General features: G+C 61.9%; 20 protein-coding genes and 1 pseudogene. 10 read left to right on the forward strand and 11 right to left on the reverse strand.

Annotated elements, in window-relative coordinates; genetic code table 11:
* Positions 1 to 173: 173 nt before the first annotated feature.
* Positions 174 to 578, forward strand: a complete 405-nt coding sequence (locus tag J1902_RS15285; RefSeq protein ID WP_207617167.1) for a VOC family protein — start codon at positions 174 to 176, stop codon at positions 576 to 578.
* Between the two features lie 110 nt (positions 579 to 688).
* Here the strand turns inward: J1902_RS15285 and J1902_RS15290 are convergent, their stop codons facing one another.
* From J1902_RS15290 to J1902_RS15300, 3 genes are read right to left on the reverse strand one after another with little or no spacing between them, the layout of a single operon-like run.
* On the reverse strand, positions 689 to 1,045 hold the full coding sequence (locus tag J1902_RS15290) for a carboxymuconolactone decarboxylase family protein (RefSeq protein WP_307794467.1): 357 nt from the start codon (positions 1,043 to 1,045) through the stop codon (positions 689 to 691).
* Positions 1,046 to 1,079: 34 nt separating this feature from the next.
* Positions 1,080 to 2,246 (reverse strand): MalY/PatB family protein, encoded by a 1,167-nt coding sequence (locus J1902_RS15295; RefSeq protein WP_207617168.1) that lies wholly within the window; start codon positions 2,244 to 2,246, stop codon positions 1,080 to 1,082.
* Positions 2,247 to 2,300: 54 nt separating this feature from the next.
* Positions 2,301 to 3,611, reverse strand: coding sequence for an MFS transporter (locus J1902_RS15300; RefSeq protein ID WP_207617169.1), 1,311 nt, complete (start codon positions 3,609 to 3,611; stop codon positions 2,301 to 2,303).
* A gap of 279 nt (positions 3,612 to 3,890) precedes the next feature.
* On the opposite strand from J1902_RS15300, the gene J1902_RS15305 reads away from it, so the two are divergent.
* From J1902_RS15305 to J1902_RS15315, 3 genes are read left to right on the forward strand one after another with little or no spacing between them, the layout of a single operon-like run.
* On the forward strand, positions 3,891 to 5,117 hold the full coding sequence (locus J1902_RS15305) for a metal-dependent hydrolase family protein (RefSeq protein ID WP_207617170.1): 1,227 nt from the start codon (positions 3,891 to 3,893) through the stop codon (positions 5,115 to 5,117).
* Positions 5,104 to 5,868: a helix-turn-helix transcriptional regulator gene (locus J1902_RS15310; protein WP_207617171.1), complete on the forward strand. Its 765-nt coding sequence runs from the start codon at positions 5,104 to 5,106 to the stop codon at positions 5,866 to 5,868. Before J1902_RS15305 ends, J1902_RS15310 begins: the two co-directional genes overlap by 14 nt.
* Before the next feature lie 42 nt (positions 5,869 to 5,910).
* Positions 5,911 to 6,339, forward strand: a complete 429-nt coding sequence (locus tag J1902_RS15315; RefSeq protein ID WP_207617172.1) for a RidA family protein — start codon at positions 5,911 to 5,913, stop codon at positions 6,337 to 6,339.
* A 46-nt stretch (positions 6,340 to 6,385) separates the two neighbouring features.
* Here the strand turns inward: J1902_RS15315 and J1902_RS15320 are convergent, their stop codons facing one another.
* Positions 6,386 to 7,264, reverse strand: coding sequence for an alpha/beta hydrolase (locus J1902_RS15320; protein ID WP_207617173.1), 879 nt, complete (start codon positions 7,262 to 7,264; stop codon positions 6,386 to 6,388).
* Positions 7,265 to 7,384: 120 nt separating this feature from the next.
* Here J1902_RS15320 and J1902_RS15325 point away from each other — a divergent pair, with 120 nt between their 5' ends.
* Complete coding sequence (locus tag J1902_RS15325) at positions 7,385 to 8,029, forward strand: TetR/AcrR family transcriptional regulator (protein ID WP_207617174.1); 645 nt, start codon at positions 7,385 to 7,387, stop codon at positions 8,027 to 8,029.
* A gap of 42 nt (positions 8,030 to 8,071) precedes the next feature.
* On the opposite strand, the gene J1902_RS15330 is transcribed toward J1902_RS15325, so the two are convergent.
* A complete protein-coding gene (locus J1902_RS15330; protein WP_207617175.1) occupies positions 8,072 to 8,527 on the reverse strand; it encodes an SRPBCC family protein in 456 nt (151 codons plus the stop codon).
* Positions 8,528 to 8,658: 131 nt separating this feature from the next.
* Between J1902_RS15330 and J1902_RS15335 the strand changes: the two genes are divergently transcribed.
* The gene (locus tag J1902_RS15335; RefSeq protein ID WP_372434566.1) at positions 8,659 to 9,747 is read left to right on the forward strand and encodes an FUSC family protein; all 1,089 of its coding nucleotides are present in this window, start codon (positions 8,659 to 8,661) and stop codon (positions 9,745 to 9,747) included.
* On the opposite strand, the gene J1902_RS15340 is transcribed toward J1902_RS15335, so the two are convergent.
* The 4 genes from J1902_RS15340 to J1902_RS15355 all read right to left on the reverse strand — a co-directional run bounded on the left by J1902_RS15340 (position 9,700) and on the right by J1902_RS15355 (position 13,537).
* Complete coding sequence (locus tag J1902_RS15340) at positions 9,700 to 10,494, reverse strand: SDR family NAD(P)-dependent oxidoreductase (protein ID WP_207617176.1); 795 nt, start codon at positions 10,492 to 10,494, stop codon at positions 9,700 to 9,702. The two genes, J1902_RS15335 and J1902_RS15340, sit on opposite strands and share 48 nt — an antisense overlap.
* A gap of 237 nt (positions 10,495 to 10,731) precedes the next feature.
* Positions 10,732 to 11,319, reverse strand: a complete 588-nt coding sequence (locus J1902_RS15345; protein ID WP_207617177.1) for a TetR/AcrR family transcriptional regulator — start codon at positions 11,317 to 11,319, stop codon at positions 10,732 to 10,734.
* Between the two features lie 244 nt (positions 11,320 to 11,563).
* Positions 11,564 to 12,982, reverse strand: a complete 1,419-nt coding sequence (locus J1902_RS15350; protein WP_307794468.1) for a trimethylamine monooxygenase — start codon at positions 12,980 to 12,982, stop codon at positions 11,564 to 11,566.
* A gap of 174 nt (positions 12,983 to 13,156) precedes the next feature.
* Positions 13,157 to 13,537 carry a cupin domain-containing protein gene (locus tag J1902_RS15355; RefSeq protein ID WP_207617178.1) on the reverse strand — a complete coding sequence of 127 codons (381 nt, stop codon included), beginning with the start codon at positions 13,535 to 13,537 and terminating at the stop codon, positions 13,157 to 13,159.
* Positions 13,538 to 14,016: 479 nt separating this feature from the next.
* Here J1902_RS15355 and J1902_RS15360 point away from each other — a divergent pair, with 479 nt between their 5' ends.
* Both J1902_RS15360 and J1902_RS15365 read left to right on the forward strand, forming a co-directional pair.
* Positions 14,017 to 14,418, forward strand: a complete 402-nt coding sequence (locus J1902_RS15360) for a cupin domain-containing protein (RefSeq protein ID WP_242702065.1) — start codon at positions 14,017 to 14,019, stop codon at positions 14,416 to 14,418.
* Positions 14,419 to 14,936: 518 nt separating this feature from the next.
* Positions 14,937 to 16,433, forward strand: coding sequence for an APC family permease (locus tag J1902_RS15365; protein WP_207617179.1), 1,497 nt, complete (start codon positions 14,937 to 14,939; stop codon positions 16,431 to 16,433).
* 288 nt (positions 16,434 to 16,721) lie between these two features.
* On the opposite strand, the gene J1902_RS15370 is transcribed toward J1902_RS15365, so the two are convergent.
* Complete coding sequence (locus J1902_RS15370; RefSeq protein WP_207617180.1) at positions 16,722 to 17,084, reverse strand: cupin domain-containing protein; 363 nt, start codon at positions 17,082 to 17,084, stop codon at positions 16,722 to 16,724.
* Between the two features lie 73 nt (positions 17,085 to 17,157).
* Positions 17,158 to 17,562 carry a cupin domain-containing protein gene (locus J1902_RS15375; protein ID WP_242702066.1) on the reverse strand — a complete coding sequence of 135 codons (405 nt, stop codon included), beginning with the start codon at positions 17,560 to 17,562 and terminating at the stop codon, positions 17,158 to 17,160.
* 229 nt (positions 17,563 to 17,791) lie between these two features.
* On the opposite strand from J1902_RS15375, the gene J1902_RS15380 reads away from it, so the two are divergent.
* Positions 17,792 to 18,379 (forward strand): TetR/AcrR family transcriptional regulator, encoded by a 588-nt coding sequence (locus tag J1902_RS15380; protein WP_207617181.1) that lies wholly within the window; start codon positions 17,792 to 17,794, stop codon positions 18,377 to 18,379.
* Between the two features lie 455 nt (positions 18,380 to 18,834).
* Positions 18,835 to 19,033, forward strand: a pseudogene (locus tag J1902_RS15385) (glyceraldehyde-3-phosphate dehydrogenase); the annotation flags it as partial.

The raw sequence follows: 19,033 nt of genomic DNA on the forward strand, positions 1-19,033 counted from the left end.
GAGCGTCGGAAATCCGTGTCATCCCGGGGCCAACCGCGCGATAAAAATGTCAGACCAGCCCTAAAATACGGAATCCGACTCTCGATTCCGGCGTGGTCATCTACTTCCTGCGCGAATCGGCCCAGCGGCCCCTGCCCGTTCCCCGGTACCGGTGCCGGACGTAGACTCTCCTGATGGACGAGAATCCGCTGGGCTCCCTGCACCATGTTGAGATCTGGGTTCCGCATTTTGAGCGTGCCGATGCCGAATGGGGCTGGCTGCTCGCGGAGCTCGGGTACCGGCCGTTCCAGAAATGGGAGCATGGCTGCAGCTGGAAGGCCGGCGGCACGTACATTGTGGTGGAACAGTCGCCGGCCCTGACAGGAAGCACCCACCGGCGCACCGAGGCGGGCGTCAACCATCTCGCCTTCCATGCCGGCAGCCGGCAGAACGTGGACCGGCTCCAGGGGCTGGGCGCGGATTTCGGCTGGTTTGTGATGTTCGAGAGCAAGTACCCCCACGCTGGCGGCCAGGACCACTATGCGGCGTACCTCGTGAACACCGACGGCTACGAGGTGGAGCTGGTCGCCGGGGAGTAAGGCATGTCTGGTGTCGCCAGATGAGGACTGCCCGACGGCGGTCCTACGGTTTTGGGACGCAGAAGCCCCGGCATGCCACGAGTGCATGCCGGGGCTCCTGCCTGTGCGGCTTAGTGGCTGTGGGCCAGGCCGGTCCGGGGGCCTTCTTCGTACATCTTCATGGCCATGAGGCCGTGTGCCAGGCTCGCGCCGGCGCGCAGGGCGGTGGCGATCATGACCGTCTCGCTCAGCTCCGTTTCCGTGGCGCCTTCCTTCTTAGCGGCGGCCACGTGGGCGTCGATGCAGTAGACGCACTGCGTGGTCAGGGCCACCGCAATGGCCATCAGCTCGGTGTACTTGCGGGGGATGACCTTGTCCGGGTTGCGCAGGGCGGCCTCGTCGAATTGGGCGTAGGCTGCGAAGGCATCCGGCGTGGACTTGCGGACGTTCTTGATGTAACCCATGTCTGACGGTGCGTGGTACGGCACGTGTATCTCCTTATGTTCTTTACTTGGTGTGCTGTCAGGCAGTGGTTGCCGGTACAGCCTGGACCATGGCATCGAGTGCCTGGACCAGAATCTTGCGTGTGGTGGCGAAGTTGATGCGGGCAAAACCTTCGTAGCCGGGGCCGAACTCTGCCCCCTCCTTCAACGCCACATGGGCGGCGTCCAGGAAGTGGTTGTACGGAGCCTGGGGCAGGTGCAGCCCTGAGAAGTCGATCCACGCCATGTAGGTGGCCTCCGGGAAAATGAGGCGGGCCCCGGGGAGATCGCGTTCCAGCCGCTCCTTCAGCAGTGCGCGGTTGCCCTCGAGGTAGGCCATGGCTTCGTCCAGCCACGGCCCGCCATGCCGGTATGCGGCGATGGAAGCCGCGATGCCGATCGTTGAGGCGCCCATGGTCTGCACCAGGCTCAGCTCACTCCAGGTCTTCTCGTCCTCCTCGTTGGTGAGGATGATCTGCGCGCACTTCAGTCCGGCCAGGTTCCAGGCCTTGGACGCTGCGGTGAGCGTGATCGTATGCTGGGCGGCGGCTGCGGAGACGCTTGCGTATGGGATGTGCTTCCGGCCGAAGACCAGCGGGGCGTGGATTTCATCGGCGAGGACACGCTTCCCATGGCGCTCCACGATGGTGCTCAGGGTGGTGAGCTCCTGTTGGGTGAAGGCCCGGCCGGCGGGGTTGTGCGGGTTGCACAGGATGATGCTGCCGGCCCCGGCGGAGAATGCCTCGTCGATGCGCTGGAAATCCAGGGTGCTGACGCCGTCGACCTCCACGAGCGGAATCTCGATGGCCTGGCGTCCGCTCAAACGGATGACGTCGTAGAACGGCGGGTAGGCCGGCGTCGGGAGGATCACCGGGCTGCCGGGCACGGTGAACTCTTCGATGCCTAGGCGCAGCCCGTCCAGGACGTCCGGAACGTCGTGGATGAAGCCGGGGTTGACCGACCAGCCGTAGCGGCTGGCGCACCACTCGGCCGTCACCTGGCCGAGCTCGGGATCGCCGAAGGCCGGGTAGCCGAAGTTCTCGGTCTGGACAGCTTCCCGGATGGCATCCATGACGGCGGGTGCGGTGGGGAAGTCCATTTCCGCCACCCACAAGGGCAGCACGTCCGGCTTGTACCAGTTCCACTTGACGGTTTTCCGGGCCCGGAGCTCCACCTCGGTGAGGCTGTCAAAATCAAAAGATCCCATGGGTCTTCCGTTCTTTGTTGATGTCCTGCATGTGCTGGGTGGTTCGTGAGCGTGCTATTCCGGCAGCGGTTTGAAGGCCGTTTCCTTCATTGTGGCGTAGAAGAACACGGAGACGGCCATGAGTCCGGCAACGTACCAAGGGAAGGCTCCACCGATGTTCCAGGCTGCGAACTGGGTGCCCACCATGGGTGCTGTTCCTCCGATGAGTGCCACCGTGAGGGAGTAGGGGAAGCCGATGCCGGAGGCGCGGACCTTGCGGGGGAACAGTTCGCAATAGGCTGCCATGGAGCTGGCCTGCAGGAGTGCGAGGACCAGCATGGCCGCACTTTGCAGGATCATGAGGGTGGCCAGCGAATCGCTGATCAGGCCCATCGCCGGGATGGTGCCACCAGCGAGTATGACGCCGGCGGCGAGCATCGTCTTCCTGCGGCCATACTTATCGGACAGCGGGCCCGCGATGAGGGCTCCTACCAATGCCGCGACCAGGCTGACGAGCGTGGCGATCATGCCGTATTTGGGGTCCAGTCCGCCGTAAGTCTTGGCGTAGGCCGGCATGTAGCTGCCCCACACATAGACCATGGCGGTGAAACCGAGCGTCAGACCGACCACCTGCACGGCCTGCCGGGGGTGTTTGGCGAAGGCGGTGAAGAGGCCCGGCTTGTCCCCGGAGCTGTGGTCCGCTGCGGTTTCCTTCATGCCGCGGCGGATCCAGATGCCGGCCAGGGACAGGGCTGCGCCAATGCCGAAGATGATGCGCCAGCCGTACTCGACCATGTCCGCTGCCGGCAGGATCCAGGCGGCGCCCAGGACCAGGACCACGACGAAGATCTGGCCAAGAACGGCGACGGCGTTCAGCATGCCGCCAATCTGTCCTCGCTTTCCTTGCGGCGCGATTTCCATGGCGAAAGCCGACATGGCCCCGTATTCGCCACCGATGCAGATGCCGTGGATGATGCGTGCCAGCAGCAGCAGGACGGGGGCCAGGACGCCGACCTGTTCATAGGTGGGAGCCACGGCAATCATCAGGCTGCCGATGCCCATCCCGTAGACAGTGATCAGCAGGGTGAAGCGGCGTCCGACCAGGTCCGAGACCTTGCCGAGGATGAGGCTGGACAGGGGCCGGACGAGGAAGCCGACCGCCAGAATGCCAAACGTGCCCATCAAGGCAACCAGCGGTGAGGCGTCCTTGGGGAAGAACTGGGTGGCGAAGTAGATCGAAAGGAAGGCATAGGCGTTCCAGTCGAACCACTCGATCAGGTTGCCGACGGCGGCTGAGGCCAGTTGCCGTCGTGGAATGCGTCCCGATGTCGGGGAGGGCGTTACGAGCGGGGCAGCCTGTGTGTCATTGCTGATCGCGTTGGCCATCTGAACTCCATTTCAACTCGTTGTTGCATCATTGCAACTGCTGAGTGAGATTATTCACATATCAGTTGAGGTGAGTCAAGAGAAAGTTGCAACAATTCCGTGAGCCACGTCTCAAACGATGAAGAACTCCGCGATTCCGCGAGGATTCCGCGGGGATTTGAACCTTCCGGTTGACTACTTCAACCGGTCGTGCAAATCTTGCCACAGAGCGTTGAAACGGATCGATCCTCCGGCCCGGGCCGGGCGGATGCAACGAAGCACAACAGGAAGGCGATCACCATGGCGGAGTTCTACAGCGCAGGGACTGTCATCACCGAGCAGGCGGATGAAGTACTGCACGAGGCGGGGGTGCTGTTCGACGGCGAGCAGATCCTGTGGGTGGGCACTGTTGCCGACTTCGACGCCGGCCGCATCGCCCCCGAGGCAAAGCGCCGCGACTTCGGCCCCGACGCCACCGTTCTGCCGGGCTTGATCGACACCCATGTCCACCTGGCCTTCGACGGAAGCCCCGACCCCGTGGGCGTGGTCCGCAGCGTGGACGCTGCACGCCAGCTGGCCATCATGTTCAAGAGTGCACGCGAATTGCTGAGCGCCGGCGTCACCACGGCCCGCGACCTTGGAGCGCCGGGCCTCCTGGACATCACGGTCAGGGACGCCATCCGCGACGGGCTGGCGCGTGGCCCGCGGATGGTCACTGCCAACGCTCCCCTGACGGTCACCGGCGGACACTGCTGGTTCTTCGGGGCCGAGGCCGACGGCGTCGACGAAGTCCGCAAGCGGGTGCGGGAGGCGCGCAAGGCCGGCGCAGACACCATCAAGATCATGTCCACCGGCGGCAACATGACCGCCGGGACACGGCCCTCGGAACCGCAGTACTCCCAGGAGGAACTGAGCGCGATCGTCGACGAAGCGCACAGGTACGGAATGAAGGTCGCGTCCCATGCGCATGGCACGGAAGGCATCCGCCGCTCCATCGTGGCCGGGGTGGACAGCCTGGAACACTTCACCTTCCAGGACAGCGCCGGCAACATGAAGGAGGACCCCGAGCTCATCGCGGCGGCCGCGGCGAAGGGTATCTACGTGTGCAAGACCCTGGGACTGGGCTGGGTTCCCTACATCACGTCAGGGCGGCCGGTAGCGCCGAAGATGCTCCGCGAGCTCCTGGACCAGGGGGTCAAGGTGGTTGCCGGCACCGACTCCGGCATCAATGACACACCGCACGTTGAATATGTTGCCGGCCTGGAAGCCATGGCCAGCCTCGGAATGAGCAACGGCGAAGTGCTGGCCTCGGCCACCATCACCGCAGCGGAGTCACTGGGGCTGGACGGCGTCACGGGAAGCCTTGCCGCGGGAAAGCAGGTGGATATGATCGTGGTCAACGGCAATCCCCTGTCCGATCTGGGCGTGCTACGGAACATCCTGGCGGTTCTCGTCCGAGGCCAGGAGTACGTGCCGGAATTCGCCTCCACCACCACTTGGAAAGAAGCCACCCATGCTGCCAGCTAACGTATCCGGACTTTCGCACGACGACGGCGCCGGGCTGGCAGGGCTTGCCGGCCGCCTGTCCGGTTTGGATGCCGAGACGATCAACACTGTCCTGGAGGTGCTGGTGGAGCCGCTGCAGAGCGCCCTTCCCCAGCCCGTGGAGGTTGTCCTTCATGACCTCACCCGGGTGCCGAACACGGTCCGTGCGATCGCCGGCAATGTCACGGGCCGCCAGGTCGGTGACCCGCCCACGGACTTTCTCCTGGAGCATGTGGCCCAGGGCAGGCTTGAGCACCAGATCGGCTATGCGTCCTCCCTGCCGGATGGCCGGCAACTGCGCTGCACCACCATCCTGTTCCGGGACTCCGCGGGCAAGGCGGCCGCGGCACTCTGCCTGAACTCGGACGTCTCATCGTGGCTTGCCGCGCGGGCCATCCTGGACGGCTACATGGTGGGCCCCGGCGCCCTCCCTCGGCGGGCGCCGCAGCAAGCGGCGTCAAGCAGCGAGGCGGGAACCCATCGCCCGTCAAGCTCCGAATACTTCCCGCGGGATGTTGAAGAACTGGCGTCCTTCCTGATCCGCCGGGCCATTGAGAAGACCGGCGTGCCAGTGGAACTCATGCGCAAGGAACACAAGGTGGCCGTTGTCTCCGATCTGCAGAAGGCCGGGTTCTTCCTCGTCAAGGACGCCACGGAAACCGTTGCCGCAGCCCTGCAGGTTTCCCGCTTCACCATCTACAACTACCTGAACGAAATCCAAGAAGTGGCGTAGCCGTCGCCGCAGACGCTGCCCAACCTCAGAGAGAAGGTCACCATGACGACTTCAACCACCGCCGCCCGCAAGGCGTTTGTTCCTGTCCGCCGCTCCGGGAACCTGCTTTTCGTCTCCGGGCAGCTGCCCTTGGCCGGCGGCGAGCTCGTGGCGACCGGAATTGTTGGTGCCACCGTGACCGTGGACCAGGCCCGTGAGGCCGCCGAGGCCTGTGCCAACAACTGCCTGGCCGTGGTGGAAGCCGAACTCGGCTCGCTGGAGAACGTCGACTTCGTCGTCAAGCTCAACGGCTACGTCGCCTCGGCCTCGGACTTCACGGCGCAGGCCGCTGTCATGGATGCAGCCTCCGACGTCGTCCTGGCCCGCCTCGGTGACGCCGGCGAGCACGCGCGGCTGGCCATCGGTGTAGCGTCCCTGCCGCTGGGGGCCGCGGTGGAGGTCGAAATGATCGTGGCCGTCAAAGCCGGCTAGAAGTACAGTCGCGCTTGCGGGTGTGATGACTCGTGAACAGCGACGGCTACGAGGTGGAGCTGGCCGCCAGGGGCCTGGGCGCCGGTTCGGCTTCGACGACAAAGCGGGTGACTGCCTCAAGGGTCAGGTCAGCAGCCAGGATGCGGGTGTGGCCCAGCGCCCTCCCAGCCAGCAGCTCCGAACGCCCCACGTGCGCCTCGGCCAGGCGCTGTGACTGATCTGGGGACACCACTGCGTCCGCCTCATCGTGGACCAGGAGCAGTGGGACGCCTGCCGGCAACGGGTTGCGCACGCCGGAGAAGCGCTCGAAGATGTCGGGCCCTTCCGGGAAGACACGGCGCTGAAAGACCTGCCGCAACGCCGCGGTGGCACCGGACCGGAGCGCAAGCTGGGCGGCGAAGCTGTCCACCAGGTAGCTGGCGTCGGAGACACCGGCAATGCCCACCATGCGGTGCGCTTCGACGCCCTCGCTGACGGCCGAGAGCGCGGCGAGGACGCCAAAGGAGTGGGCCACGATCGCATGGAACCCCCCGTCGGGCTGCAGCTGCCGGATGGCCTCCATGTAGTGGAGGATGTAGGTGCCGCGCCCCTGTGAGTCGCCGTTAGCAGGGGCGTCGAATGCCACCACCGCAAGGCCCTCGGCTCGCAGTTCCCGCACTAGCGTCGCGAATTGGGAAGCACGGCCGTGCCAGCCATGCACCAGCAACACCGTCTTGCTGCCGCGACCCCACTCATACACGGCAACACGCTTTCCATCCACGGTGATGTCACGGCGGCTGGCGGAATCGTGCGTGGCACGGTCCTCGTCGCGCACCGGGACGCAGCGACCGACGCGCATGAAAAGCGGAAAGGCGAGTTCGGCTGCGAGCCGCGGGGACAGGCGCCCTGCGGCCGCAAGCACGGCGCGGGCGGCAGTAAGAGTCATGGACATTGTGGACTCCTTGCGGGCGGCTGCTTCGATCGGAGTCGGGCGTACGCGGGAATCAAACAATACGCACGATCGTTCTAATATCTATACGAACGATCGTACTACTAAACTGGGAGCATGCAACAGATGGATGGAAGGAAAGCCCGGGGCGACGAATCCCGCCGCACGGTGCTGGCCCGCGCCATCGACATCGCCTCAGTGGATGGTCTCGAGGGATTGACCATCGGTCGCCTGGCCAGCGACGTTTCGGCGAGCAAGAGCGGCGTTGCTGCCCTGTTCGGCTCAAAGGAGCAGCTGCAGCTGGCCACCATCGAGGCCGCCAGTGCCGTATTTGCGGAAGCCGTGATCGAGCCCGCCCGGGCCTACCCGCGCGGCCTCCGCAGAGTCTGCGCCCTGGTACGCCTCTGGCTCGGTTACTCCGCTGACCGCGTGTTCGAGGGAGGGTGCTTCTTCCTGGCAGCATCGGTGGAATGCGACTCGAAGCCCGGGCCGGTGCGTGACGGCCTCATCCGCGCCCTCGCCACGTGGGACGGCTACCTCGGCGTATCCATTGGATACGCCATGGAGCAAGGCGAGCTCCCGGAACTCACGGACGCCGAGCAATTGGCCTTCGAGATCAACGCCCTCTTCAACGAATCAAACACCCGCTCCCTGCTGCACGGCTCCCGCGTCCCCTACGAGCAGGCGCGCACCGCCATCGCGGCCCGGCTGCTCAGCCTCGGAGCCAGACCCGCCATTTTGGCGGAAGCAGGACTGGGCTGAGGCTGGACGGGGCTGAGGCCTGGGCCGCATGCCGGATCCTGGTCAGGCGTCCGCACCGTGCCCGGCCAGAAACGCGTTCCGCCATTCGATAAGCCGCCGAAGGTACCGTCCCAGGAACAGCTTCTCCGCCAGACGCCCCAGGGGACCGAAAGGCGCCGCGAAGGCGACACGGTCGATCATGAGGGTGCCGCCGCCGTCGGGCAGGAATTCGTGGGTGTGCCGGAAGTAGCGGAACGGCCCGCTGAGCTGCTCGTCCGTGAACGACGACGGCGCGTCCATCTGCGTGATCCGGCTGGTCATGCGGATCGGCACCCCGAAATGCCAGGCCCGCCAGGTCACCTGGTCGCCCCATTCCAGGAGCCCGGTCACCACGCCGGCGATGGCCCGCTCCTTGGACCGCGCCATTGATCCCACGTGCGCATCGACGCTCCGGGAGAGGTCGAACAGCTGCTGGGGTTCCAGTGGTGAATGGGTGCGGCAAACAAAGGACACAGGCATCCCTCGATCCTGCCAGACACTGCCCTTCCCAGGCCCGCCCTAGACTGCGCCCTGTGACCCAGCTAATGGTGGCCGTTCCGGGCTTCTGCTAATTTTCGAAGGAGGGTTTGGACGGATAGGTGGTGTTGGCTGTGCGCAGAGTCATGGCCCATGCCCGCTCCCTGCATGCGCTGGGCCCGGCGAACAACGACCGGCTCTCGGCCGTGCGGGTTGCCCTCAGCGTGGCCGTGCCTTCCCTGGTCCTCCTGGCCATCGGCCGCCCGGAGCTCACCATGTACGCGGTATTCGGCGCCCTGACCGGCATGTACGGACGCTCGGAATCCCACCAGCTGCGCCTCAAGCACCAGGCCCAGGCTGCGCTCGTCCTCATCAGCGGCATCACGGTGGGCGTGTTCCTGTCCGCCAACCACCTCCAGTCCTGGTGGCTGGTGCTGGTGGAGGCCCTGCTGGCGGGTGCTGGTTCCCTCTTTTCCGACAAAGTACGGCTCAAACCGAACGGGCCCTTCTTCGGCATCCTGGCCTTGGGCGCCTGCGCCTCGGTCCCCACGAGTGTTCCGTTCCTGACGGCGGTGCTGATCGGCGCGGCCTCGGCCGCGTTCTCGATCCTGGTGGGCTTCGCCGGCTGGCTGCGGGTCCGGGCCTGGCAGCCCGGCGCCGTCCGTGATGTTCCGCGTCTGCGCGGTGAACTCCGGCAGGCCGCACTGGTCCACGCCGCCCGCTATGTACTGGCCGTCGGTGCCGCCGGCGCCTTGGGGGTGCTCAGCGGCAGCGGCCACCCGCACTGGGCCATGGCCGCAGCCGCCGTGCCGCTCGCCGGTGCGGACCTGCCCAGCCGGGTCCACCGCGGGATCCACCGGATCGTGGGGACGTTCATCGGTCTGGCGATTGTCGCCGTCGTGCTCTTCCCGGGGCCTCTGTCCCCGCTGCAGTATTTCCCGGGCCATACCGCCGCCGTGCTGGCGCTGCTGGTGATCGGCTTCCAGTTCCCCACCGAGCTCTTCATGGCGCGGCATTACGGCTGGGCCATGGTGTTCTTCACGCCGGTGATCCTGCTCATGACCCAGCTCGCCGCGCCCGCGGATCCGGGCCTGCTCGTCATGGAGCGCGCGGTGGAAACCTTCGTGGGCGCCGTGATCGGTATCGTCGTGGTGGTGGCTGTCCGCCCTCAGCCGTCAGGGTACGGCGGAAGGGTACTGCTTCGGGCGCCGCGGCGGCCCTGAAGTAAACCGCGCCGGCAGCACGCGCGCAATGGCGGCCACCAGTTTGTAGCGTTTGGTGGGGATCGAGACGCCCTTCCCGCGGGCATTGTCTGCCAGGCCGTCCCGGACCACCCAGTCCGCCCGCAGCCACATCCAGCGCGGGGCCACCGACTTGTCCATGCCCATGCGGTCGTGGAATTCGGTGTGCGTGAATCCGGGACACAGTGCCGTCACATGCACGCCGCTGGGCCCATACGCCAGGTTGGCCCAGCGGCTGAAGGTGACTTGCCAGGCCTTCGCGGCCGAGTAGCTGCCCCGGTTGGCAAAGGCGGCTACGCTGGCCACGTTGATGATCCTGCCGGAGTGCCGCTCCAGCATCCCCTGCAGCGCGGCATGGCAGAGTTCCATGGGGGTCTGCACGTGCAGGCGCAGGTGCCTCCGCTCATCCTCCAAAGAGTTGTTTTCGAAGGAATGCAGCAACCCGATTCCGGCATTGTTCACCAGGACTTCAACCGGCCGCGCGGGGTCCGTGAGGCGCCCGACGACGGCGGCCACCCCGGCGTCGTCCGTCAGGTCCGCGGGCAGCACCTCAGCCGTGATGCTGTAATCGCGCTCCAGGACGTCTGCCGCCGCCTGCAGGCGGCCGGCGTCGCGGGCCACGAGGACAAGGTGGTGGCCGTCCTGCGCGAGCTGGCGGGCGAACTCCGCACCCAGGCCGGCGGTGGCGCCTGTAACAAGGGCTGTGATGGCGTTGGCCGTTGTTGTCATGTGCCAAGACTAGGGGGTGGCCGCCTTGACGTACATCAGCTTGTGGGCTTCCTGGGGGGCTCGGAGCAGAGCAGCATCGAGGTGGGCTGCCTGGCCGCGGCTGGCGCTGCCGTGGACGTTGATGACGGACGACGGCGCCGACGCGGTCAGGTGCCGACGCGGTCAGGTGCCGACGTTCCGGTACGCAGGGGTTGAGGTTGAGGTCGCGGCTGTTTCGCCCGTCGGAGGAAACACCCCCTAGACGCCGGCTTTGATCAGAAGTGCATCAACCATCATGAAGAACTGGGCGCTGTGATCGGTGGCCTTCGGGTCGGTCATGTATTGAATGGCCGCTCCGTCGTAAATCATCAGAAAGAGCCTCACCAGCGTGGCAAAGCCTATGAGGCACTGATCCCCGCTGCTCTGGGCGGCGGAAGAAAATATGTTTCCCAGCTCCACTTCATAGGCGGGATAGATTTTCGCAGCCAGCGGGCTGACGGCGGCATTGCGTGTTGCCCACAGAATGAGTTCGATCTCAGCAAGTATGCTTGCCGGCTCTTCCTCCAATGCGCGCCAGTAGCCCTCGGCCACTTGTTCCACAGCCTTACGCAGACCCAGGTGGACCGGGACGTCACTGGAAAAGCGGCTCAGGTTCTTTAACCAAGCCTCGGCGGCCTTGTCCATGAGTTCGTCTTTATCGCTAAAGCAATAATGTGCCGTAGCCAATGGAGCATTAGCCTCCTTGGCAATGGCCCGCATAGTCACCGACTGAACGCCCTCACGGCGCATAAGTTCAACTGTCGCTGAAATCAGCTGTTCTTTTCGTTCCGAAGCGGAAACCCGCATAGACCACTCTCCACTCTCCACGGTTACCCCCGCACGGACGCCTACTAAAGACTATTGCTCGGCAAGCCGAGATGAAGCAACATCTTCATCGCCCAGGCTGGATTTTGTTACCACCGAAGACCGTATCCTGGCTGTCAATGCAACAGCCAGGATACGGTCCGGAGCGCCGGAAGCCCTCCAAATGGTCAGGACAGCCTGCCAGAATCTAGAACCTTTCCAGATTGGCCCACGGGGATGCCTGTAGTTACCTCGCGGCCAAGATGTCGGCCACAGCGGCAGGCGAGCCGGTGTCCACATCCTGCGACGGGCCGTCCAAGTACCGCTCCATGGAGTCGTCCATGGCGTTGATCCAGCGGGTGTGGTGCTTGGTCGCCATTGTGCCGGTGACCACGGAGCGGTGGAGCATGTCGCGGTATCCCAGAATGTCCGTCTTCTTGTGGTGCATCCAGTCCTTGAACAACTGGCAAACAGCGTCCAGGTCGAAGGACGGGTAATCCGTCGCATCGATGAGCTCCCGCAGGTAGTCCGTCTGGAAATCGGCCTCGGCATCGTGATTTGGCAGCACGGCCTGGCGCTCAAGCCAGGCTGCGATGTCCTTTTGGCGCTCAGCAAGGGACGGCAGCTCAATTACGCCGGTCATGACGTCGCGGGCAAACCAGGCCTGCGCGTCGAACATGTTGAATGTGTAGTACTGGTCCTGCGCACCCAGGTAGAACAGGTTAGTGTTCTGCTGCCACACCACGCCCTTGTAGAGGTTGCCCGGGTACAGCACGTTCGACGACTTCAGTGACAGCTCGCTGGGCAGGTACGGATACTTGTGCTGGTATCCGGTGCAAAGCACGACGGCGTCGAATTCACCTTGGGTGCCGTCACTAAAGTGTGCGGTGCGGCCTTGGAAGTGGGTGACAAGCGGGCGCTCCACAGTATTCTCCGGCCAGTCATAGCCCATTGAGGTCGTGCGGTAGCTCAGGGCGATGGACGCCGCACCCATTTTGTGGGCCTGCATGCCAATGTCCTCTGCGGAGTAACTGCTGCCGATCATGAGCAACTTCTTGCCATAAAACCGCTCGGCTCCGCGGAAATCATGGGCGTGCAGGACTTCGCCCGGGAAAGTCTTTATGCCCTTGAACTCAGGGACTGAAGGGACGGAGAAGTGTCCGGTCGCAATCACGAGCTTGTCGAACACGTGGGTTTCAGTGAGGTTGGTTTTGAGGTCCTCCACTGTCAGCGTGAATTCCTGGGTGGCCTCGTTGTAGCTGGTGTGCCGCGCGACGCTATTGAAGCGGACATACTTGCGGACGTCGGACTTCTCCACACGGCCCTTGATGTAGTCGAAGAGAACCTCGCGAGGAGGGAAGGAAGAAATAGGACGGCCAAAGTGCTCGTCAAAGGAGTAGTCCGAGAACTCCAGGCACTCCTTGGGCCCATTGGACCAGAGGTGGCGGTACATGCTGGAGTGAACCGGCTCGCCGTGAGCATCCAGCCCAATACGCCAGCTATTGTTCCACTGCCCGCCCCATTCGTCCTGTTTTTCAAAGCACATGATTGCGGGGATGTCGGCCCCTTTTTGACGTGCTGATTCGAATGCCCGCAGTTGTGCCAAGCCGCTGGGGCCAGCACCGATGATTCCGACTCGAAGTGTCATGCTGCTTTCCTCTTCCAAATTTTCAGGGGCCGCTGGTGTGCGGCGTTGTGAGTTGGATTGCGTATCAAGCCAGCAACTAAGGGATGCCGCGTTCCGGTAGCGGCTGGTGCCTTTGTACTGGGCTGTTCCTCTCGGTCTTCGGCCACGTCGCGCAAGAGGGTTATCTCCCATCCAGCGAACGCACGGTGGGTCCTAGGGTGCGAAGGTGCGGTCGCCGGCGAAGAACCCCAGACCATACTCAGGGGTCTCGAACTTCACCGTGGTGCCCTTGGGGAAGAACAGCACATCGCGTTCCTTCGCGTGCGTCACTTCCCCGGTGCTCTGGTCGGTGAGGATGAACTCACCCTGGATGACCACCTTCATTTCGTCGTAGGTGTACGTGTACACCAAGGGTTCGGAGGCCTTCAGCTCGAAGAAGCCGGCGCACATGACAGACCCGGCGGGGTTGTGAAGGGAGTCACCGATCGCAGCGACCGTCCCAGGCTCATTCATCGACGGCAGACCCAGAAAGCCGCCTTCCACTTTGTGGATGGATCCGGCCTTGCTGAGTGTTCCTACGAGGGTGGTTTCCATGATTACTCCTGTGAATTGGGTGAAGAGTTCTTCAGAACTGTTCATTTAGGGCATAAATAGCCGTAGGGATGGCGCTTTTAGCGCATAAGGGACTGCATTGAAGGTCACCTCTGAAACCGGGTTATGGCTCCGGGAGGAATGGTTGCAAATCCGACATTCTTGATTCTCAACGGACCGGTTGAGCTCCACCTTGATCTGTACCGGTGTGAAGTGAATCACGTTTGATCGTCCACTGACTCTCACATGAACGGCCGTGCAAGTCAATCGTTCAGGAAAATTTTCTAGGAGAATCTTTTGAGAACTGACACTCAGATCCGCGGCTGAGAAACGTCCCATCTTCCTCTCATGGACTATTGACTGAGACGGTTGTCAATGTCACAGTATTGAAGATCAGTGATCCACATCACGTTGATGCAACTGATTTTTGATTCACCGAAAGTTCCCTAAGCAGGCTTCCAACTGAAGAACGGTGAAAGACTATGGCCACAGCCACCCAGCCCTCGACGACGGGGGAAACGATCGACTTCTGGCCAGCGCAGTCCATGAAGGCCATGAAGGACGAATGGCCGCGATTGCGCTGCCGGTTTATAAACGCGGATCCCGTAGGCCGATGGGAGGACTTCAGACTCTCGGAATGGGAACTGGATGCCTGCGGCTGGGAAGACTTCCACCCCCACTCCGAAACGAACTTCGTCCTGGAAGGCGAACTCTACATCGAGAGTGAAGGCAAGACTGTCATCCTGAGACCCGGTGACTCAGCACGCGTAAATCCAGGACAACTTGGCCGATACTGGGCACCCACCTACGCCCATATGGTCACCATCTACGGCCCCAACCCCGATGGCGCGGAGTCGCACTCCTTCCGATACTACGAAATCTGAGCTTTAGACTCCTGCACGCCACCTTCGGCCAAATCCGCCACACCCAGTTCGACCGAACTGACGACCCCGGACGACACAATCGCCTACGCGTCGATGTAGTCGTTCGAAATTCGGCTAAGACCCCGCAGGACTAACCTCAAGCACAACGATGAGTGCTCCTGCCTTTCTGCGAATCAATACACCGTCGGACGGGTCAGGCGTGATCTTGTTTCGCATCTTTAGACCCCGGAAACCCTCTCCGCCCTGAGGTCAATGCGCGGACATTCACGCGCCAGAATTCATACTCGTCGACGGTAATACATGCAACTGCAGATCGCGGTTGCAGTTAGTCGAGCCTCAAGCGTTTGAAAATACCAATGTACGGCCTGCCCATATGCGCCCGCATGCCTCGAGCTTTCCACATCCTTTCACGGTGGTATATACCGCGCGGAATGGCATGTATCTCGCAGCCACTTCAGACTCACGAATCTAGTTATTCAACCTAAAAGACCAGACGCTTGTCGTCTAAGGAGACTGTTATGAGTAAAAACATTTCGGATGGCGTTGGTCACCTGGAAAGGTCGATCAACTGGAAGCAGGGTTTAGCCATTGCTTTGGGCGTGCCCTTGCTGATACTGCCATCGTTGGGCTACCTGCCGATGTATATGGCTGCCGCAGCAATCCTCGTCTGGGGGTTGTCGGTCATCCAGGGTTTCATACAGAACGCTGCCTATGCTGAAATGGCTACCACCTTTCCCAAGGCCTCCGGTCTGCCAGGTTTCGCGCAGCATGTATTTCGCACCGAGAACTTCAAAGGCAAGTACGACAAGGGCAAACTGATCGGCGGCTTCTCCGCTTGGAGCTACTGGTTTGCCTGGAACCCGGTCCTGGCGATCTTCGCCATCCTGGTCGGCGGTTACCTTCATGGGCTGTTTCCGGTTCTAGCCGAGACCTTCACCGAGTATCAGCTCTCATTGATCTCAGGTCTGCTGATCTTCACCGGACTGTTCGTAGTCAACTGGTTCGGCCTCAAGGATGGCGCCATCCTGGGTTACGTTCTGGCGGCCGTATCCCTGATACCGCTGGTTATCCTTACCATGGCGCCTTTTGCTACCGGACACGTTGACCTGGCCAATATCACCGGCAACTGGTGGCCTGCTGACTGGGCTTGGGACATGCACCACATCCTGATTCTCTTTGGCATCTTTGCGATTGCACAGTGGAGTGCCTGCGGCTGGGAAACGGCAGCCATCTACGCCCCTGAATACAAAAACCCGTCAAGAGATGTCCCGAAAGCACTGTTTGCCTGCGGCATCATCTGCTTCCTGTCATACGTACTGGTGCAAGCTGCAGTAATCGGCGTGCTTGGTGTTGAAGGTGTGATGGCGGAGCCTGTATCGCCTCTGATCCCAGTGGCCCAGGCTGTCTTTGGAGAAGCCGGCTCAATCATCACCATCATCATGCTGATCGCGGCCATGATCCTCATCATCCAAACGGCCTACCTGGGGTCCTCCCGCGCCATGCACTCCATGACGACGGAAGGGAACCTTCCCAAGGTCTTCGGCAAAACGAATCGCCACGGAACTCCCTTTGTTGCCTTGCTCGTCACCGCGGCATTTAACATGGTCCTGATTTCCATGGGATCCCTCGCTGCAATTCTTGCGGCCGCCGCCATTGGCTATACCTGTGCCAACGGCATCAGTCTGTTCGCCTATGTCAGAGCCAAAAAACACCCTGCCTTCGCCACCCTGGAAAGGCCCTTCAAAGCCCCCAGGGGCTGGAAAAACGTCGCCCTGACCTTTGGCCTGTTCAATCTGCCTCTGTGTCTGATCGGCGTGGTCTACCTGAACAGCCAGGAAATTGGCTGGACTTCAACCTGGCTCGGCTTCCTCGTATTGTCGCTCTACATACCCATTTGGTTTTATTCCCAGCGCGAATCGAGGCGCTGGAACGACGATGCAGCCACTGCCAACTCTTCGGACAACGTTTCAGATAACGATGCCGAAGACCTGGAAAAGGCTCCAACTTCCAGGTGATATCGACGGTGCAGTCATTCTGGACCTAGCAGATCGGAGGCGACGGGTTCGCCGTCGTGGTAGCGGATTACGGGCCGGTTTGCCTTAGGCGTGTAACCATTGTCCGCCAAGACGCGGTCCGGACGGGTGCGTGGCCTCCGTGTGATTGGTGTTGCCGTGCACTCCACGACGAGACAGCTCTTGAGCGTCGAATGAGGAATGGCCGCCTGGAATCGAGATCCAGGCGGCCATTCTTGTTTGTTCGAGATTTGGGGCGGTTTCGCCTCGGAAGGCCTGCCTTCGTGGCTGTCAGAAGATCACGTAGAGCTTACGCAGTGTCTCGTGAAGCTCCCAGTTACCGCTCCAGCCCCGAGGGATGAAGACGGTGTCTCCAGGGCCAACGAACTCGGGCTCGCCGCCGTCGGGGGTGATAGTCATCGAACCTGAAAGAACGTGCACAAATTCGTTTGTCTCAAGTACCCAGCGCGAGTGCCCTTCAGTGCATTCCCAGATGCCAGCTTCAGCACCGTTCTCGCCCTTCCACAGGTAGCTTCCGCGAGTGTCCATCTTCTGCCCGGCCGCTTCAGGACAAGGGCCCCAATCGTCCAGCTCCCCCATGTTTCCCGCATCGCGGATGAGTTGGGCTGAGATGGAGGCTGTCTTGTTGGTCATTATCTTGCCTTTCGTGTGGGCTATCAGTCGCTGCTGCCGATAGAGGTTTTGTTCTCAGTCGGTCTAGGACCACTCAGATTTCGGAGTATCGGAAGGAGTGTGACTCCACACCATCCGGGTTGGGGCCGTAAATGGTGACCATCCGCGCGTAGACAGGTGCCCAGTATCGGCCGATTCGTCCGGGATTTACGCGCGCCGAGTCGCCCGGCCTCAGGATGACAGTCTCGCCTTCGGACTCGATGTGGAGTTCGCCTTCCAGCACGAAGTTCGTCTCGGTGTGGGGGTGGAAGTCCTCCCAGGCACAGGCCTCCAGCTCCCACTCGGAGAGTATGAAGTCGTCCCATGGGCCTACAGGATTAGAATTTATGAACCTACAGCGCAAACCCTGCCATTTGTCCTTCATGGCTTTCATGGACTGCGCTGGCCAGAAGTCGATCGCTTCCCCCGTCGTCGGGGGCTGAGGGGTGGTTGTGACCATTGTGTTTAACCGTTTCTTCAGTGGGAATCTACTTTGCGGCACGCTCTGGTGAATCTAGGTGACATCGCATCATCGTGATGCAGGTCACCGCGGTGTCAATACTTTGACACGAACGGACGTTCAAGTCAATCGTTCGAGATGATGGTGTGGAACCTTTTTCTACGACCGAAGCAATAGTCTTGTGGAAGTGTCCCTGCCGGGCCGAAACCGGGAGATTGGAGAGTGAGCTATGCGGATATCCTCAGAAGAACGAAAAGAACAGCTGATTTCAGCGACAGTTGAACTTATGCGCCGTGAGGGCGTTCAGTCGGTGACCATTCGGGCTATTGCCAAGGAGGCTAATGCCCCCTTGGCTACGGCACACTATTGCTTCAGCAATAAAGAAGAGCTCATGGACGCGGCCGCCGAGGCTTGGTTCAAGAACTTGAGCCGCTTTTCCAGCGACGTCCCGGCGCACTTGGGACTTCGTAAGGCCGTGGAACAAGTAGCCGAAGGCTACTGGCGCGCACTGGAGGAAGAGCCCACTAACATACTTGCTGAAATCGAACTCATTCTGTGGGCAACACGCAATGCCGCCGTCAGCCCGCTGGCCAAAAAAATCTATCCCGCCTATGAAGTGGAGCTGGGGAACATATTCTCTTCCGCGGCACAAGGCAGCGGTGATCAGTGCACCATAGCCATCCCTTCGCTGGTAAGGGCCTTCCTGATGATCTACGACGGAGCGGCCATTCAGTACATGACCGACCCGAAGGCTACTGATCCCCGCACCCTGTTCTTCATGATGGTTGATGCACTTCTGATCAAGGCCGGCGTCTAGACTCCTCCGCCACACGAGCTCCAATACTCCTGCCGCACATTCCGGCGCCCCGCGCCCTGATCCCCGCCTGGCCAGGTGGACTCACAGTCACCGAGCTGTACACCACCGCGTTCAAATCACCTGATCACCGTGCCGGCATGCACTCACCGCGCTCTGCAGCAGACGCGTATCCCCCGACTACCCATACGGGTAGTTAAAACCATCCAGAATTAGCGTTTCCCCTACCTGCAAATGACGGGAGGATGGATGCCAGGCCCCACCGCTGGAGAGGAGAGGGGCATTCTTGGACATCCGGTCAGGATCGCATCGGGCCAAAAACAGCAGGGCGGCACAACCTAAGCATGGAGCCGTCAAATTCCTGGAGCATCTCCGGAGCTGAAGCTCAAACAGACCCGGCCCTTATTTGGAAAGGCAGCCCGATGCTACAAACCTCAGATTCTTGTCTTGATACGTGGATGGGCCGGGAGGCTCTCGCCGAGGCCATGATCCCCGTGATCGGCCGGCTGTACCGCGAAAACAATGTGGTGACGAGCATCCATGGCCGGAGCCTGACCAGCAAGTCCACGATGAACATCCTCAAGGCCCACCGCTTCGCGCGCCGGATCAGCAAGGACGAATTACTCGTGGAGGAGACTGCCCCGCTGCTGAACGCTT

The sequence above is a fragment of the Arthrobacter cavernae genome (assembly GCF_017368795.1).
GTDB classification, from domain to species: Bacteria; Actinomycetota; Actinomycetes; order Actinomycetales; family Micrococcaceae; genus Arthrobacter; species Arthrobacter cavernae.